General features: G+C 59.3%; 14 protein-coding genes and 1 riboswitch. Of the genes, 5 read left to right on the top strand and 9 right to left on the bottom strand.

The window, feature by feature from the left end; translation table 11 throughout:
• Window positions 1-321 precede the first annotated feature (321 nt).
• From MTP42_RS14170 to MTP42_RS14155, 4 genes are all read right to left on the bottom strand, one after another.
• Entirely contained in the window at window positions 322-1,602 is a 1,281-nt protein-coding gene (locus tag MTP42_RS14170; protein ID WP_249257624.1) for a chloride channel protein, read from the bottom strand.
• 244 nt (window positions 1,603-1,846) lie between these two features.
• The gene (locus MTP42_RS14165; RefSeq protein WP_249257623.1) at window positions 1,847-3,589 is read right to left on the bottom strand and encodes an ammonium transporter; all 1,743 of its coding nucleotides are present in this window, start codon (window positions 3,587-3,589) and stop codon (window positions 1,847-1,849) included.
• Between the two features lie 252 nt (window positions 3,590-3,841).
• Window positions 3,842-4,252, bottom strand: coding sequence for a DUF1622 domain-containing protein (locus MTP42_RS14160; protein ID WP_154277096.1), 411 nt, complete (start codon window positions 4,250-4,252; stop codon window positions 3,842-3,844).
• Between the two features lie 69 nt (window positions 4,253-4,321).
• A complete protein-coding gene (locus MTP42_RS14155; protein ID WP_249257621.1) occupies window positions 4,322-5,098 on the bottom strand; it encodes an SDR family NAD(P)-dependent oxidoreductase in 777 nt (258 codons plus the stop codon).
• 162 nt (window positions 5,099-5,260) lie between these two features.
• On the opposite strand from MTP42_RS14155, the gene MTP42_RS14150 reads away from it, so the two are divergent.
• Window positions 5,261-6,181 carry a nucleotidyltransferase family protein gene (locus tag MTP42_RS14150; RefSeq protein ID WP_249257619.1) on the top strand — a complete coding sequence of 307 codons (921 nt, stop codon included), beginning with the start codon at window positions 5,261-5,263 and terminating at the stop codon, window positions 6,179-6,181.
• Between the two features lie 337 nt (window positions 6,182-6,518).
• On the opposite strand, the gene MTP42_RS14145 is transcribed toward MTP42_RS14150, so the two are convergent.
• Window positions 6,519-8,570, bottom strand: coding sequence for a leucine-rich repeat protein (locus MTP42_RS14145; RefSeq protein ID WP_249257617.1), 2,052 nt, complete (start codon window positions 8,568-8,570; stop codon window positions 6,519-6,521).
• Between MTP42_RS14145 and MTP42_RS14140 the strand changes: the two genes are divergently transcribed.
• On the top strand, window positions 8,557-8,712 hold the full coding sequence (locus tag MTP42_RS14140; protein ID WP_249257616.1) for a hypothetical protein: 156 nt from the start codon (window positions 8,557-8,559) through the stop codon (window positions 8,710-8,712). The genes MTP42_RS14145 and MTP42_RS14140 overlap by 14 nt on opposite strands.
• Before the next feature lie 99 nt (window positions 8,713-8,811).
• Window positions 8,812-8,887: riboswitch (cyclic di-GMP riboswitch) on the bottom strand.
• Window positions 8,888-9,126: 239 nt separating this feature from the next.
• On the opposite strand, the gene MTP42_RS14135 is transcribed toward MTP42_RS14140, so the two are convergent.
• The 3 genes from MTP42_RS14135 to MTP42_RS14125 all read right to left on the bottom strand — a co-directional run bounded on the left by MTP42_RS14135 (window position 9,127) and on the right by MTP42_RS14125 (window position 12,425).
• A complete protein-coding gene (locus tag MTP42_RS14135) occupies window positions 9,127-10,176 on the bottom strand; it encodes a putative ABC transporter permease (RefSeq protein WP_207684620.1) in 1,050 nt (349 codons plus the stop codon).
• A gap of 1 nt (window position 10,177) precedes the next feature.
• On the bottom strand, window positions 10,178-10,930 hold the full coding sequence (gene trmB, locus MTP42_RS14130) for a tRNA (guanosine(46)-N7)-methyltransferase TrmB (RefSeq protein WP_249257615.1): 753 nt from the start codon (window positions 10,928-10,930) through the stop codon (window positions 10,178-10,180).
• 310 nt (window positions 10,931-11,240) lie between these two features.
• A complete protein-coding gene (locus MTP42_RS14125; protein WP_249257613.1) occupies window positions 11,241-12,425 on the bottom strand; it encodes an alanyl-tRNA editing protein in 1,185 nt (394 codons plus the stop codon).
• A 124-nt stretch (window positions 12,426-12,549) separates the two neighbouring features.
• On the opposite strand from MTP42_RS14125, the gene malQ reads away from it, so the two are divergent.
• The 3 genes from malQ (at window position 12,550) to MTP42_RS14110 (ending at window position 15,581) form a co-directional block, all read left to right on the top strand.
• Window positions 12,550-14,091, top strand: a complete 1,542-nt coding sequence (malQ, locus tag MTP42_RS14120) for a 4-alpha-glucanotransferase (protein WP_249257612.1) — start codon at window positions 12,550-12,552, stop codon at window positions 14,089-14,091.
• A 194-nt stretch (window positions 14,092-14,285) separates the two neighbouring features.
• Window positions 14,286-15,080 carry a GGDEF domain-containing protein gene (locus MTP42_RS14115; RefSeq protein ID WP_249257610.1) on the top strand — a complete coding sequence of 265 codons (795 nt, stop codon included), beginning with the start codon at window positions 14,286-14,288 and terminating at the stop codon, window positions 15,078-15,080.
• A 60-nt stretch (window positions 15,081-15,140) separates the two neighbouring features.
• Window positions 15,141-15,581: a hypothetical protein gene (locus tag MTP42_RS14110; protein ID WP_249257606.1), complete on the top strand. Its 441-nt coding sequence runs from the start codon at window positions 15,141-15,143 to the stop codon at window positions 15,579-15,581.
• A 16-nt stretch (window positions 15,582-15,597) separates the two neighbouring features.
• On the opposite strand, the gene MTP42_RS14105 is transcribed toward MTP42_RS14110, so the two are convergent.
• The gene (locus MTP42_RS14105; RefSeq protein ID WP_098924142.1) at window positions 15,598-16,281 is read right to left on the bottom strand and encodes a 5'-methylthioadenosine/adenosylhomocysteine nucleosidase; all 684 of its coding nucleotides are present in this window, start codon (window positions 16,279-16,281) and stop codon (window positions 15,598-15,600) included.
• Window positions 16,282-16,292 lie beyond the last annotated feature (11 nt).

Here is a 16,292-nt window from a genome sequence, read left to right as displayed (position 1 = left end):
CGCTCAAATTTACGGGATGAAGCGCCTGAAGATTTCACGCGTTCCACGGTTCCACCCGAATTGCGTGCCCTTGAGAACACGCCACTCGCTGTGCTGTAACGGGCGCACCCGGCAGAGGTTCTCCTCTGCGCTCTGCGGTGGTAGAAGCCCGATGCACGGCAGGCTGCTTGCAGCACCCGGTATCCGGGGCAGCCCTCTCTGCGTCATGGGGAACGAGCTTCGGTATGTCCGCATCATCGCTTTGGTCAGGATGAAACTACGCTGATTGTAGCACGATGGCGGCAAAAAATCAAGCTCTCCGCGGCGAAAATCTGCGAAAAATCATTCTTCTTTTTTCTTCAGCTTGCCCCGCCACTTGTGGGAGGCATACTCCGGCCGCAGCTTGTTGGTGACAAAGGTCTGGCTGCTGTAGAGGCCGTGGTGGCCCGAGAGCATGTAGCACACGCCGCAGCCCAGCGCAATAAGCTCCAGCCCCTGCCCGCCAAACAGCTCGAATCCCAGCAGGATGGAGGGGATCAGGGCGTTTGTGGCTCCGCAGAACACGCAGACCAGACCGATGGCACCGGCAAACCCGGCGGGCAGGCCCAGCAGGGGGCCAGCCACACAGCCAAAGGTCGCCCCGATGTAGAAACTTGGGACCACCTCGCCGCCTTTGAAGCCTACTGCCAGGGTCAGGGCGGTCAGGAAGATCTTGCACAGAAAATCCCAGGGCAGCGCGGCTCCCTGCTCCACGGCATCGGCAATGACGGCCATTCCGGCCCCGTTGTACCGCCCGACACCGAACAGATACGAGAACGCTACCACGGCTGCACCGCCCGCAAAAGCCCGGAGCCAGGGATTCGGGATCCGTTTGGGGATCCCGTGTTCCAGGGTGTGAAGCGTCCAGCAGAACAGCCGGGTCACGGCGGCACAGGCAATGCCCAGCAGGGCGGTCTGAAGCGCGGTTTCCAGCGTCAGGTGCGGGATGGAATTGAGCACAAAATTGGTCGGGGCGATCCCGAAGAACAGGGATACGCCGTAAGCAATGAGGGCCGAAGTGAACGCGGGCATAAAGGCCGAAGTGAACGTCAGCCCCACGTCCTCCACCATCATGGCAAACAGGGCGGCGGTCAGCGGGGTGCCGAACAGAGCGGAAAAGAACGCGGCCATCCCGCTGATGGTGGCGGTGCGGCGGACGTAGTCGCTCAGATGGAGCAGTTTTCCCACGTTCCAGCCGATGCTGCCGCCCATCTGCAGGGCTGCACCCTCGCGGCCGGCAGAACCGCCGCACAGGTGGGTGAGCACCGTGCCCAGAAAGATGGCGGGCACCAGCAGCAGGCTGACCGGCTCGCCGCTCTGCACGGCGCGGATGACGTTGTTGGTGCCCACGCCTTCGCACTTTGTGACCTTGTAGAGTGCCACGATGGCAAGGCCCGCCAGCGGCAGGCAGAGCAGCAGCCAGCTCTGCGCGGCCCGCAGCTCGGTGACGTACTCCACGCTCAGGTGGAACGCTGTGCCGACTGCGCCGCAGACCAGACCCGTGGGCACGGCCAGCAGCAGCCATTGCAGGGCCACCCACAGGGCGGCTTTGGCCTCGCGGTTAAAATCATTCAAGTTGCTCATAGAAACTCCTGATACAAAAAAACTGAAAATTTTACACTCCAAAATAACACGCCCGCACGGGGATGTCAACCCGGAACCATTGCAGGGGGGCTCACATTGTGGTGACAACGACAAACCCCTGCTTCCTTGTGCGGAGGAAGCAGGGGTTCTGCCGAATGGATTTCAGAAAAAGGAAAAGGAGAACAAGGAGAACAAATATCGTCACGCTTTCAAAGCGGGACAGCGGTTGAAATTGTGCGGAGCGTTACTCCACATCCTGCAGAGCGGCGAAGTCCTCTTCGCCGGTGCGGATCTTGACTACGCGGGTCACGTTGTAGACAAAGATCTTGCCATCGCCGATGTGGCCGGTGTACAGGGCCTTCTTGGCGGCATCCACCACAGCGTCCACGCTGATCTTGGAAACGATGACCTCGACCTTGATCTTGGGCAGCAGGGTGCTGTCCACAGGCACGCCGCGGTATTTCTCGGTGGTGCCCTTCTGGATGCCGCAGCCCATCACCTGGGTCACGGTCATGCCGGTCACACCCAGATCGTTCAGCGCGGTCTTGAGCGAATCAAACTTGGAGAGCTTTGCAATGATGGATACCTTGTGCATACCGGTGTCGTAGATGCCATCGTGGATGACGGCAGGCTCCTTGACCACAGGCACGGCAGCGTTCATCTGCACGGCGCTTGCCTTGGAGGCATCATCCTCGCCCAGATCGGTGTTCTCGTTGGGCACCATGGCAGCGGCGTTGGCATCGGAGATGGAGAAACCGGCGTAAGCGGAAGTCAGGCCGTGCTCGTGGATATCCAGGCCGTCGATCTCCACCTCAGCGGGGACGCGCAGGCCGATGGTCTTGTCGATGATCTTGAAGATGATGAACATCACGACCACAACGTACACATCAACAGTGATAAGGCCCAGCAGCTGGGTGCCCAGCTGTGCAAAGCCGCCGCCGTAGAACAGGCCCTTGCCCACGCCGTCGCCGCCATTGGAGAACAGGCCCACAGCAATGGTGCCCCACACGCCGTTTGCAAAGTGAACGGAGACAGCACCCACGGGGTCATCGATCTTTGCGATCTTATCAAAGAATTCAACGCTCAGGACCACGAGGATACCGGCCACGAAGCCGATGAGGAAGGCACCGAAGGGAGAGACCGTGTCACAGCCTGCGGTGATGGCGACCAGACCGGCCAGAGAGCCGTTCAGGGTCATGGAGACATCGGGCTTGCCGTAGCGCAGCCAGGTGAAGATCATGGTCACGCAGGTGGCAACGGCAGCGGCCAGGTTGGTGTTGAAGCAGACAAGGCCCGTCAGGGTCATGGCCTCATCGGTGGCAAGGCTCAGGGAAGAGCCGCCGTTGAAGCCGAACCAGCAGAACCACAGGATGAACACGCCCAGCGCACCGGCGGTCAGGTTGTGGCCGGGAATGGCGTGGGGGTTGCCGTCCTTATCGTATTTGCCGATGCGGGGGCCGAGCATTGCGGCACCCAGCAGGGCGATCACGCCGCCCACATTGTGAACGGCTGCGGAACCGGCAAAATCATGGAAGCCCATGCTCTGCAGCCAGCCGCCGCCCCACATCCAGTGGCCGCAGATGGGGTAGACCACCAGCGAAATGGCAGCGGAATAAACGCAGTAAGCCTTGAAGTTGGTGCGCTCGGCCATGGAGCCGGACACAATGGTGGCTGCCGTGGCACAGAACACGGTCTGGAACACGATGTACACCCACAGCGGGATATCAAGCCCCAGGTGGCTGTAATCGCCCTGAATGAACGGATCGAACCCGCCGATCAGCGCGCTTGTGCCGCCGAACATCAGGCCGAAGCCGATGACCCAGTAGCACGGTGTGCCGATGCAGAAGTCCATCATGTTTTTCATCAGGATGTTGCCGGTGTTTTTGGCGCGGGTAAAGCCCGCCTCACACAGCGCAAAACCGGCCTGCATAAAGTAGACCAGGAATGCCGCAACCAGCACCCAACAGGTGTTTATGGAACTGAACATTATAATACCTCCCCGGTTTGTAATGCGCTCCCCGCACCGAATGTGCGCGGGAGCCTTGTTCAGGAGGCCCTCTATTCCTCCCGAGCAATATCCAGCGAAAACACAAAAGGCGCTGGCGGAATCACTTCCGTCAGCGCCTTTGCTTTCGATGGCACGAGTATAGCCCCTTTGTGCAAAACTGTCAAGAGCCGGGGCACGATTTTTACGTTTTACACAACACAGAACCGAGAAAAAAGAGGGAAACTTTATAAGTCATTCTTTTTTCTCGGCCTCGCCGGCGGGCGTTTCTTCCTTTTTGCGGCCGGAGCGGTGCCCGCCCTCCATCTCCCAGTGGAGCATCAGGCTCATCATGGCCCGCAGGGCAAAGGTGGCCGCCAGCGGCACCACCGATTCCAGATTCTGCAACAGGAAGGTCTTGGCGATCTCCGCCGACATCAGGAACTCCAGCGCCGTGGTCAGGCCGCTGGACATCTCGTGGAGGAAATCGTGCTGGCCATGGAAAAAGGTGACCCGCACATAGTGGTAGGTGGCCTTGACAAGGCTGGTGACGATGATGAACAGGCCGATGATCTCAGCCAACCCGGAGATCAGCGGCACTGCCGTCTCCAGAAACCCCTCCATGCCGTGGGTGACGATCTGATTGAAATGGTATAACCATGCCATATTAGACTTCCTCCTGCTTTTTCGGATACCTCTAAGATACATGAGCGGCGGTGCGCTGTCAAGCGGCCATCAGCCCAGCTTTTTCTTCTGCTGGTGGGCCAGGATGGGCATGAGCAGGGGCGTGGGAACGAGCTTCTGGGCCGTGGTGGCAAGGCGCATCAGGGTGCTGGGCACGATGATGGTCTTGCGGCGGAGCATCCCGCGCATGGCTTCCTCCACGCAGAGCTCCGGGGTGATGCCCTTGAGGGCGAACACCACGTCGGCGCGGTCGTTGAACTCGGTGTCCACGGGGCCGGGGCAGAGGGCACAGACATAGACCGGGCTGTGCTGCTCCCGCAGCTCCTCAGCCACGCCGCGGGTCAGGCTGACAACGTATGCTTTGGAGGCGTAGTAGCCCGCCATATAGGGCCCGCCCGGCAGCAGGCCCGCCGAGGATGCCACGTTCAGGATGGTGCCGAAGCCCTGGGCTTCCATCTTGCGCAGGGTGAACTTGAACAGCCGGTGCATGGCCAGCACGTTCACCCGCAGCATGGAAAGCTCCTTGCCCGCGTCCGTCTCGGAAAAGGCACCGCAGGCACCAAAGCCCGCGTTGTTGAGGAACAGGTCGATGCGCTCGTCTGCCAGTGCTTCGCACAGGGCGGTGACCTGCGCATCCTGCGCAAGGTCGGCGGGTACGATGCGGCAGAGGGTGCCGTGTTTCGCCCGGAGCTCAGCGGCAAGGGTCTCCAGCCGGTCGCGGCGGCGGGCGGTCAGAATGAGCCGGAAGCCCAGCCGGGCATAGCGGCGGGCAAACTCCCGCCCGATGCCGGAGGACGCGCCGGTGATCCAGACAGTTTTGGTTGACATAAGCATTCTCCTTTTCTGCGGAAACTCCATTGCCTCTATTCTATCACGGCAGCGGGTGAGAATCCATGCAAAAATTCAAGGAAAAGCTGTCCCTTGTTGCCCGGGAAAATTTGGAGTATAATAGACTCAAAGAACAGCGCACTGACGCAGGAGGAAAGAAAAATGAACAAACCGGTATTGGTGGTCATGGCTGCCGGCATGGGCAGCCGTTACGGCGGCATGAAGCAGATCGACCCGGTGGGCCCCAAGGGTCAGCCCATTGTGGAGTACTCCCTGTACGATGCCCACCGCGCAGGCTTTGAGACTGTGATCTTTGTCATCAAGCACGAGATCGAGGAGGCTTTCAAAGCCGCCATCGGTGACCGCGTCTCTCAGGGCATGAACGTGAAATACGCTTTCCAGCAGCTGGATGAGCTGCCCGCAGGCTTCACCATCCCCGAGGGCCGTGTCAAGCCCTGGGGCACCTGCCACGCCGTGCTGGCCGCAAAAGACCTCATTGATGGTCCCTTCGCTGTCATCAACGCGGACGATTACTACGGCCCCGAGGCCTTCAAGGTCATCTATGCGTATCTGTCCACCCATCAGGACGGTGCAGTTTACGATTACTGCATGGTGAGCTACCTGCTCAAAAATACCGTCTCCGAGAACGGCACCGTCTCCCGCGGTGTCTGCGTGGTAAACCCGGACGGCACCCTGCACAGCGTGACCGAGCGCACCGGCATCGAGACCTATGAGGGCGGCATCCGCTGCACCTCCCTCACCGGTGAGGGCACGGATGACCTGCCGGTGGAAGCACCTGTCAGCATGAACCTGTGGGGCTTCGGCAAGAGCTTCCTGGGCGAGGCCGACCGCCGCTTTGCAGGCTGGCTGCGTGAGAATCTGCCCAAGAACCCCCTCAAATGCGAGTATTTCCTGCCCACTGTGGCCAGCGAGCTCATCGATGAGGGCAAGGCAGCAGTCACCGTGCTCAAGAGCACCGATAAGTGGTACGGCGTGACCTACCGCGAGGATAAGCCCACCGTGGTGGCCGCCATCGCCCAGAAAACCCAGGAGGGCCTGTACCCCGAGGATCTGTGGGCGTGATAAGCTGAAACAGGCGCAGATGCGAAACAAAATCTGTGGCGGCCCTCTTGACTTTTTGCGCAGGAGTGCATATACTAAAGTTGTAGATGAGACTACGGAACCATTCCATGGCTCCACCAAAGCAACAAGAAGCCCCCGCGGTAGTGCGAATACCGAGGGGGCTTCCTGATTGCTAAGGGTTAGTGCTTACCGGCCTTGAACTGTTCCTCAAGCCACTTGCAGATGTAGTAGCTGACCACACCCGCTGCGACTCATTAACTCATTACAACGCAGAAGCGCCCCATCCGGTGAAGGATGAGGCGCTTCTACGTATATTTGGGAATATTCGGGGATGGCGTTAGTTGTTCTTGAGCTCCTGTGCCTTCTGCCATGCATTCAGCACATCGAGCTTGCTTACGGGATTGGCCGGGAAGAACTTCATCTCTTCCGGAGCCGTGCCCTCATCGTTCAGGTCAGGGATAAGCTCGTTTTCCATGGCCCAGCGGGCGGCGTGCTGCAGGTCCATATCCCGCTCTTCCTGCCCGACATCGGGGTAGAGCAGTTCAGATTCGGGCATGGGCTTGCCTGCATCCTCCCACAGCATCATGGCAAGAGCGCTGCGGTTGCTGGGGAAGTAGGGCAGAGCCATCAGCTTGCCTGCAAATTCAGTGCCCAGAGAATAGGCCTGATAGCCCAGCACTGCACCGCCCACAGCGGCAGTACCAATGATTGCGGCAGTGCCCAGCACATTGGGCTCGTCATCTTCAATGGATGCATCCTGTGTCATGGCTTTCAGGGTCACGGCCTTTGCAGGCATCTCAAAGGCAAAGCTTTCCTTATCCTGATAAGCGTTCGGATCATCCAGGCCGGTGATATCCCAGTGGCCAAATTTCAGACCGCTATCTGCAAAAGCATCCTTATCAAATGCAACACTCACCGTTGCACCCTCGGGGACATGAAAGGAACCGTCCTCGTTGGCATTCTTTTTAACGATCTCGGTGATATCCTCGGGGTCAGCACCATTCTTGCCGGGCACTGTTACGCTGGTGATAACGCCGTCCTTCAAGGTCAGCTGGTGGCAGCTCAGAGCATTGGGGTCGAACTCCCAACCGGCATGGAGGGTGATGTCCTCCATAATTGCGGTATCTTTCACATTAAAGAGCTTGCCATCTTCGGTGTACCAGCCGGTGAACTTGTAACCCGGACGGGTGGGATCATGGATGGCAGTCAGATCGTTTGCCTTGGTCTCAGTGATTTTTTCGGTCTTATAAACCGGCACCTCAGCGGAGTCGGTCAGGTCGCCGCCCTTGGCATCAAAGGTCACCTTGCAGAGGTAAAGAAAATTGCGCTTTTTCAGTTTATCATTGTCATCAATGTTAGAATTGTCATCATTGTCTGCAAGCAGAGCATCTGCGGCGGCCTTGTAGTTTTTGTAGTAGATGGCACCATTGGGGTTCCCAGCCGGACAACCTTTCAGACTGTCTTGGAAAGAAGTCAATCCAGCAGGGAGCGTAATGTATTCCAGATGGGTGCAATAGTCAAAGGTACCAGGTCTAATGGTTGTTACATTTTCCGGGATGGTGACGTTCGTCAGATTAATGGAAGTGCAAGAATTAAAGGCATGATAGCCGATCGTCTTAATATTCTCACCTAACGAAATCGTTTCAAGAGAAGTGCACCCTAAAAAGGCCCGGTGTCCTATCGATGTGGCAGCGTCCTTGATGGTAAGAGATTGCAAGTCATGGCATTGTCCAAAGGCATCATTGCCGATGGAAGTGACGCTTTGTGGAATGGTGACACTCTTCAGCTCAATGCAATAATAAAAGGCATCATCGCCGATCGTCTCAATATTCGTCTTAATATTCTCACCGAACGAAAGCGTTTTAAGATGAATGCATTGGTAAAAGGCTTCCTTGCCGATGGAAGTGACGCTTTGTGGAATGGTGACGCTCGTCAGACCACGGCAATCATAAAAGGCATCATCGCCGATCGTCGTAATTTTTTTACCTAATGAAAGCGTTGTTGTAAGAGGGCATTCCGTAAAGGCCCGGCTTCCTATTGATGTGGCAGCGTCCTTGATGGTAACAGAGTCCAAGTTGTGGCAACCTGCAAAGGCAGAATCGCCGATGGAAGTGACGCTTTGTGGAATGGTGACCTTCTTCAGAGCAGAGCAACCTCTAAAGGCATCATCGCCGATAGCAGTTACAGGGAATCTGCCAAAATCTGTGGGTATGGTGATGTCGTAGGAGCCATCAACAAGGGCACGAAATTTTGTGATGGTTGCAGTACCGTCTTCTGTATTTATCGTATAGTCATACTCGTAATCGCCATAGCTGGCTGTACCAGTTGGCGCTGCCGTGTCTGCTGCAAATGCTGTGACTGCCGACAGGGGCAGCATGGTGATCATCATGCAGACCGCAACCAATAAGCTGATCAAACGCTTTGGTCTCATAATTTTTTACTCCTTTTCAATGATTTCCCAAAAAACTCTCTCTATTTCAGCCAAAACAAAAGAGCGCCGCACCGGCCAAACGGCTGGTACGACGCTCTGAACCCTTGTAGGCCCGCTGTGCGCTCGCTCTCCTGAAGGGAAGCCGACGCATCTTCACAAGGAGGTGCAAGGTTTCGTATTACCTTACCCGGAGAGAATAACGTGCAGCTGGCTGCCATGTTACAGGCCCTGTAGCTTTGCGTCGCAGCCTTTCGACTGGTTTGCCGATTCTTCAGTTTTAGCGGAAATGGCATTTTGCACAGAACAAGATACGCTTTTCTTTTTTTTGTCAATATGACGAAAGAAAGTTTGGAGAAGTATACAAAAGAAGTGTACAATGTGAAAAACAGAATGAAAACAAAATCGTGCGGCGGCGCAAGATCTGCCTGATTTTATGGAGAATGCAGCGCAGGAAAAATGCCCCTGACCGAAAGAAGCCGGTCAGGGGCATTTGGGGTTGCTGCAAAGGGCAGGGTCAGTGCCTGCGCTCGTACTTCAGGCGCTCCCGCAGCTCATCCAGAGAGCGGTGCTTTTCGCCGTGGCGCAGCTTGGGGTAAGCGCGGAGCATACGGCCCTTGCCAAAGTACTTGGAGCTCCGGGTGCGGGCGCGCATCTCTTCGCTGCGGGCCTGCAGCTCTTCGGCCAGCTGTTCCAGACGGAGCAGCTCTGCCGTGCGCTCTGCGGTGCCCTTGGCAGCCAGCTTGACGGCAGTGGCGGCCTCAGAGGCATTGAGCCGGGCCTCCTGGGAGGACTTGCGGGCAGCCTCCATGGCCTCGTCGGCCTTGGCGCGCAGGGCGGCAGCGGCATCCCGGGGGCTCAGTTTGGCGGCATTGTTCCGGGCCTCGGCAGCCGCCAGCTTGAGCTGCAGGCGGCTCTCGTCCATCTTCTGGTCCACATCCATGGCGGTGGTGCCCAGCAGCTCGGTCATGGCATCGGACACGGCGTGCATACTGTCGGCCACCTTTTCCAGGGCATCCAGCTCACGGGCCAGGTCAGAGGCCGCAAAGGCGGTCACCACCACGTCGGCGGCGTAGCAGGCGTACAGGATGCACATGAGGACAAAGCCCACCATCTGGGGAACCATCTCCACAAAGCCCGCGATCACGGGGTGAACGGCCTTCATCACCACAACGGTGCCCACGCCCCACAAAAGGGAGAACTCCAGGCAGATATATCCGCCGATGTTGAAGGGGAAGTCGCTGTAATCCCACCACCGGGTGTGGTAGAGCTTGTAGAGCGCCCAGCCGCCCACCAGCTCCAATACGCTGGGCAGGATCACGCCGCCGAGATAGAGCAGCAGCAGGTTGTCTGCCAGCGGCGAAAGGGTGAACAGCACGATGATCATGCCAAAGCCGTAGATGGGGCAGACCGGGCCGTTCAGAAAGCCGCGGTTCACCAGCTGGCCGGTGGAAACGGCGGCATAGATGACCTCCAAACACCAGCCCAGGCAGGAGTAGATCAGGAAAAACGCCAGGATCTGATACAGCGAAAAGCCGCAGACCATGGTGTTGACAAAAAAGGACATCTTACTCCTCCTTTGCGGCGGCAGCGGCTTCCTCCGCAGCCTTCCTCTTTTTCAGGACCTTGGGCTCGATCCAGGTCACGGCGGCATCGCCGGGCAGCTTTCTGGCGATCAGGGCCTTGATCTTGATGCCCATCTCGGTGAACATCCCCTCGTGCTCGGTGCGGATGTTCCACTCCGGCTCGTTTTCGTGCAGGTCAAAGGTCTTCCAGGTGATCTCGTAGCCGGAAGCGGGGAAATACTCCAGGCTGTCGCGGAACAGGTCGTCGTCATCGGTCTTGAAGTAGATCTCGCCGCCGTCCTTCAGGAATTCGCGGTACTGGATGAGCTGGCGGGGATAGGTGAGCCGGTGCTTGTTGGAGGAAGCGTTCTTGCTCCACGGGTTGCAGAAGTTGATATAGATGCGGCTGACGGTATCCTCAGCGGTGAGCACGCCCTTGATGCGCTCGATGTCGGTGCTCATGATCTTCACGTTGTCGATGGGGCGGCCTGCCTCGGTGTAAGCGGCCTCGATCTTGCGCTTGGCAAGGATCAGCACCTTGTCGGTGATGTCGATGCCCAGATAGTTGTTTTCCGGGTGGGCGCAGGCCAGCTGGGAGATAAAGCCGCCCTTGCCGCAGCCCAGCTCCAGCACAAAGGGCTGCTCCGGGCGGGCATACTGTGCGTGCCACTTGCCGCCCCAGATCAGGGGCTCGTGGACGTGGAAATCGGCGGCCATCAGCTCATCGTGGGCGTAGGGTTTGAAACGCATTCTCATAGTTTGTCATTCTCCTTGATGTTGTGTGACTCCTTCAGCCGCCTTCGGCGGCAGCTCCCTCAGCGAGGGAGCCACTGGCGAAGAGGGAAAGTTTTCTGTACAGCCAAAGCCTCCCTCATTGAGGGAGGTGGCATCGCGCAGCGATGACGGAAGGAGTTATTTCGTCTTTTTGATGTTGTGTGACTCCTTCAGCCGCCTTCGGCGGCAGCTCCCTCAGCGAGGGAGCCACTGGCGAAGAGGGAAAGTTTTCCGTACAGCCAAAGCCTCCCTCATTGAGGAAGGTGGCATCGCGCAGCGATGACGGAAGGAGTTATTTCGTCTTTCTCAAAAATTCTTTCACCTGTTCCGGCTCTGCGGCGCAGCTTCCCTGACAGATGCCGGGTTTGCCGCCGCCGCGGCCATTGAGGGCGGCGTTCAGGGCTTTGGTCAGGGCACGGACATCGCCGCCCGCCTGGGCAAGGCAGTAGCCGGTGCCCTTTTCGTTGGGGGTCAGAGCCGCGCACAGGCCGGTGGTGGCTTCGGTCAGGCGGACAGCCAGCCGGTGCAGGCCGTCCGGGTCCAGCCCCGGCACGATGCGGATGGCATCCGCACCGGGCGTTACCTGCGCGGCCAGCGCGTCAAAGAGCTGGCTGCACAGCCCGAAGTGGGTGAATTTCAGGGCAGTGTACTCGTCATACACCCGGTGCACGGCGTTGGCCGTCTCGCTGGCCTTGGCGCTGAGCAGGGCACCGATCTCTGCCTGCCGTGCCCGCATGGCCTGCGCGGCCTCCAGCGCGCGCCCGCCGCAGACGATGCTCAGGCGCACGCCGCCCTTATAGTTTTCGGCGGCCAGGATCTTGATCTGGCCCACCGCACCGGTAAAGGCGGTGTGGGTGCCGCAGCAGGCACAGACATCCGCCCCGGGGATGGTCACGATCCGCACCTGCCCCTCGATCTCCTTTTTGGAGCGGTAGGTCAGGGCGGCCAGCTCCTCCCGGGTGGGGTAGGTGATGTTCACCGGTACATTCTCCCAGATGATGCGGTTGGCGGCAGTCTCGGCCGCTTTCAGCCCCTCGGCGGAGATGGGGATGTTCGTGTCCATCCGCACGGCATCGGAGCCGATGTGGAAGCCCACGTTCTCGGCCCCGAACATGCTGTGCAGGATGCCGGAGAGGATGTGCTCGCCGGTGTGCTGCTGCATCTTATCGAACCGCCACGCCCAGTCGATGGCCTGTGCTGCTTCGGCCCCGGGCACCGCCCCGGCGGGCAGGGAAGTGACCATGTGCCAGATGACACCCGCCTGCTCGTGGACATCGGTGACGGTCAGCACCGTGCCGTCGGCAAGGGTCAGGGTGCCCCGGTCGGCAGGCTGGCCGCCGCCCTCGGGGTAAAACACCGTGCCGTCCAGCGCGATGCGCCCGCCGCCGGTCCGGCTGTCCGGCTCTGCGGCTAAAATATGCCCCACCGCCTCCCGGCGGTAGGCATCGTGTTCATAGTATTTTTCGGTTGGCTGCATAAGCACCTCCTAATATAAAAACAAGTATACCACGTTTTTTGCCTGTGGAAAATAGTCTGCGGTTATGTTATGATAGAAAACAGACAAGCCCCAGCAAAAAGTTTGAGACGAGGAAGGATTTACAATGCGTGAAAGTGGTATTCTGATGCCGGTGTCCAGCCTGCCCGGCCCCTACGGGATCGGCTGCTTTGGCAAAAAGGCAGAAAAATTTGTGGATTTTCTTGCGGCGGCAGGCCAGAAAATCTGGCAGATCCTGCCCCTGAGCCCCACGGGCTATGGGGACAGCCCCTACCAGAGCTGCTCTGCCTTTGCGGGCAACCCTTATTTCATTGATCTGGATGCTCTGAAAGCCGAGGGGCTGCTGACAGCCGCCCAGCTCAAGGCCGAGCCTTGGGGCAAGGACCCGCTGAACGTGGATTACGGCACCCTGTACACCAGCCGCTACAAGGTCCTGCGTGCCGCCTATGCCGCCTGGCGCAGGCAGTGCGCGGGCCAGCACGGCTGTGCCCATTACTATCCGGATGCGTACTATGCCTTCACGCTGGAAAACGAGGGCTGGCTGGAAGATTATGCCCTCTACATGGCCCTCAAGACCGCCAACGGCATGAAGAGCTGGACCCAGTGGCCCCGGGAGTACCGCAAGCGGGAGCCGCAGGCGCTGGAAGCTTTTAAGGCAGAGAACGAGGAGGAGATCGGCTTCTGGAAGTTTCTGCAGTACGAGTTCAGCATCCAGTGGAAGAAGCTGAAAGCCTACGCCAACGCCAACAACGTGCAGATCCTGGGCGATATCCCCATCTATGTCTCGGCAGATTCCGTGGATGCCTGGGTGGGCGGCCCGCTGTTTGAGCTGGATGCAGACGGCGGCTTTGCCCGGGTGGCAGGCTGCCCGCCGGATTACTTCTCGGCAGAAGGCCAGCTCTGGGGCAACCCGCTGTACAACTGGCCCTACCATAAGCAGACCGGCTATGCCTGGTGGATCCAGCGTGTCCGCCATGCGCTGGGCATCTATGACCTGCTCCGCATCGACCACTTCCGTGGTTTTGACACCTACTGGGCCATCCCGGCAGACAGCACTACTGCCAAGACCGGCAAGTGGGAGACCGGCCCCCGGATGGAGCTGTTCAACGCGCTGGAAGGTGCGCTGGGCAAGCTGCCCATCATCGCCGAGGATCTGGGTGAGCTCTTCCCCAGTGTGCGGGAGCTGCTGGCAGACAGCACCTTCCCGGGCATGAAGGTGCTGCAGTTCGCGTTCGGCGGCGGGGACAGCGAGTACCTGCCCCACAACCACGTCAAGAACAGCGTGGTCTACCCCGGCACCCATGACAACACGACGCTGACCGCCTGGTGGGACGAAAGCGCATCGGCCAAGGAGAAGGCTGTGGCCGCCGCCTACCTGCATCTGACCGGCTGTCAGCCCACCGCAAAGGAGGTGGCCGCTGTCAAAACAGAGGCGGCCCGCACCGCGCTGCTCCGGGCCGCGCTGGGCTCTGTGGCCGACCGTGCCATCATCCCCATGGCCGACTGGCTGGGCCTGGGCGAGGAAGCCCACCTGAACAGCCCCGGCAAGCTGGGCGGAAACTGGAGCTGGCGCGCCGCCGATGGGTTTGACACTGCCGCGCTGGCCAAGCGCATTCTGGCGGAGTGCGCCGTGTACTGCCGTACATAACCGGGCCGGAAACCCGGAGTGTGTTTAGCAGTTTGACGAAAATGTAAAAAAATACGTTAAAGTTTGTGCGTTTTGCTGGAAACGCCCGGCACAAGGTGGTATAATTCCGGTAATGGGGCTGCGCTTTCAGCGGCCGTGTGGCAAAGCTGTGCCGGAAGGGAGAGAGTCCGGCACCGGATAATGGGGAAAAACGCATGAAAAAAGAATGGACGGAACAGGATCTGCGCACCTTTGCAGAGAACGCACAGACCGCCTTTGAGGACGTGACCCTGACGGAAGCCGATGAGGAGGCCGCGGACACCTGGCAGGACGATGGCCTGCAGGTGGATTATGTCCTGCGCAATGGGCAGGTGGACTGCGTGCTGCGCCGCCTGATCGAGGCGGACGGCAAGCTCTGGCAGCTGCAGATGACGGCTCCGCTGGCGGGCAGCGACCTGCCGGAGGATCGGATGACCGCGCGGGAGCGGGAGCTCTGCCGGGACGATATGAATCACGATTTCCTGACCGGCGTGTTCAACCGCCGCTATTTTGAAACGGAGTTCTGCACCCGGCTGGATGAGTGGACGGATGCTCACCGCTGTGCTTCGCTGGCGCTGGTGGCGCTGGACGATGAGGACGGGATGCGCGCCCGGCAGGGCGATGCCGTGATGAACCAGCTGGTCTGTTTTGTGGCCAACCAGTGGAAAAAGTACTACGACCGCCCTGCAGAGCGGGTGGTCTGCCGCCTGACGGATACGCTGTTCGCCATCGGCTGCGCGGATAAGAACTGCGCAGAGCTGGCCGAGGAGCTGAACGGCATTTATGCCGAGATGCCCCGCGCGTGCGTGGCATCGGTGGGCCTGATGCGCCGGGTGCCCTTTACCCAGTCCATCGGCTGCGCCTGCACCGGCGAGGTGCGGGGCAAAAACTGGGACGCACTGTATCAGCTGTGTGAGCAGCGCCTGAAGGCGGCCCAGACCGCCGGCGGCGACCAGATCTGCAGCAAATAAACCGAATGCATAAAATCCCCCTTTGCGGTACAAGCTAGTGCCACAAAGGGGGATTTTTGTATGGAAAATCAGAAAAATGATAACCTGAATCTGCTGGAAGCGGTGGTGCAGAACACGGAGATGGGCAAGAACACGCTGGAACAGATCGTGCCCATGACCGAGGACCCTGCCTTCCGGGCCGAGCTTCTGCGGGAGCGGAACCTCTACCGGGAACTGAATCAGGAGGCCCACACCGCCATCGAGGCCTGCGGCGGCACGGCTCAGGGCCAGAGCATCATGGCAAAGCTCAACACCAAAATGGGCATCGGCATGAAAACACTCACCGACAGATCCACCCGCAATCTGGCCGAAATGCTCAGCGAGGGAAGCAGTCAGGGCGTGATGGACTGCATCAAGAGCCAGAAGGATTATCCCGATGCGGCCCCCGGTTCCAAGCGCCTGATGCAGAAGCTGCAGGATCTGGAGGAAGGGAACCGGCTGAAGCTGGAGCAGTTTCTGTAAAGGCTGCTCCGGCTGCTCAGAGTGCTTCCACCATGGCCGCCACGATCCGGGTGGCGGTAGCCACGTACTCGGCGATGCTGAATTTCTTCACCACCAGCACCTCGTGGCCGTCCTCGTCGGCGTTGTCGCTCATGGCCCGCAGGATGACGCAGGGCACATCGTTCTTGGCGGCGATCTGGCTCACAGCAGCACCCTCCATCTCAACGCAGTCGGGGGCGCATTTGGCCTCAATGGCGGCCTTGGTCTCGCTGTCGCCCACGAACAGGTCGCCGGTGGCGATCTTGCCGGTCAGGGCCTTGACTCCGGCCTCGGCGCAGGCTTTTTCAGCGGCGGCGATGAGGGCCGGGTCACCGGCGTACTCCTTCAGGTAGGGCGGGTTCTGGCAGATCATGTCCAGCTGGGCATCGTGGTAGAGCACCGTCTTGCCAATGACCACATCACCAATGCCGATCTTGCTGGTCATATTGCCTGCAATGCCGGAGAAGATGATCTTCTCGGCACCGTATCGGGTGATGAGCACCTGAGTGGTGGCGGCGGCATTGGCCTTGCCCATGCCTGCACAGCAGACCACCACCTGCTTGCCTGCCAGCGTGCCCCTGTGGTACTCCACGCCGCCGTAGGGCTCCACGGTGACGTTTTCCAGTTTTGCACACAGCTGATCGACTTCATCGGGCATTGCGCCCATAATTCCGATAATCATATAGATGTCCT

It is taken from the genome of Faecalibacterium sp. I2-3-92 (assembly GCF_023347315.1).
Taxonomy (GTDB): domain Bacteria; phylum Bacillota; class Clostridia; order Oscillospirales; family Ruminococcaceae; genus Faecalibacterium; species Faecalibacterium duncaniae.
Note: the sequence above shows the minus strand (reverse complement) of the source record. Positions and strands in the feature narration are given on the sequence as shown.

Excerpts from the sequence above, each read along its gene's own strand:
- MTP42_RS14170 (WP_249257624.1), bottom strand. The coding sequence starts at position 1,602 with ATGAGCAACTTGAATGATTTTAACCGCGAGGCCAAAGCCGCCCTGTGG.
- MTP42_RS14165 (WP_249257623.1), bottom strand. The coding sequence starts at position 3,589 with ATGTTCAGTTCCATAAACACCTGTTGGGTGCTGGTTGCGGCATTCCTG.
- MTP42_RS14160 (WP_154277096.1), bottom strand. The coding sequence starts at position 4,252 with ATGGCATGGTTATACCATTTCAATCAGATCGTCACCCACGGCATGGAG.
- MTP42_RS14155 (WP_249257621.1), bottom strand. The coding sequence starts at position 5,098 with ATGTCAACCAAAACTGTCTGGATCACCGGCGCGTCCTCCGGCATCGGG.
- MTP42_RS14150 (WP_249257619.1), top strand. The coding sequence starts at position 5,261 with ATGAACAAACCGGTATTGGTGGTCATGGCTGCCGGCATGGGCAGCCGT.
- MTP42_RS14140 (WP_249257616.1), top strand. The coding sequence starts at position 8,557 with ATGGTGATCATCATGCAGACCGCAACCAATAAGCTGATCAAACGCTTT.
- MTP42_RS14145 (WP_249257617.1), bottom strand. The coding sequence starts at position 8,570 with ATGATGATCACCATGCTGCCCCTGTCGGCAGTCACAGCATTTGCAGCA.
- MTP42_RS14135 (WP_207684620.1), bottom strand. The coding sequence starts at position 10,176 with ATGTCCTTTTTTGTCAACACCATGGTCTGCGGCTTTTCGCTGTATCAG.
- trmB (WP_249257615.1), bottom strand. The coding sequence starts at position 10,930 with ATGAGAATGCGTTTCAAACCCTACGCCCACGATGAGCTGATGGCCGCC.
- MTP42_RS14125 (WP_249257613.1), bottom strand. The coding sequence starts at position 12,425 with ATGCAGCCAACCGAAAAATACTATGAACACGATGCCTACCGCCGGGAG.
- malQ (WP_249257612.1), top strand. The coding sequence starts at position 12,550 with ATGCGTGAAAGTGGTATTCTGATGCCGGTGTCCAGCCTGCCCGGCCCC.
- MTP42_RS14115 (WP_249257610.1), top strand. The coding sequence starts at position 14,286 with ATGAAAAAAGAATGGACGGAACAGGATCTGCGCACCTTTGCAGAGAAC.
- MTP42_RS14110 (WP_249257606.1), top strand. The coding sequence starts at position 15,141 with ATGGAAAATCAGAAAAATGATAACCTGAATCTGCTGGAAGCGGTGGTG.
- MTP42_RS14105 (WP_098924142.1), bottom strand. The coding sequence starts at position 16,281 with ATGATTATCGGAATTATGGGCGCAATGCCCGATGAAGTCGATCAGCTG.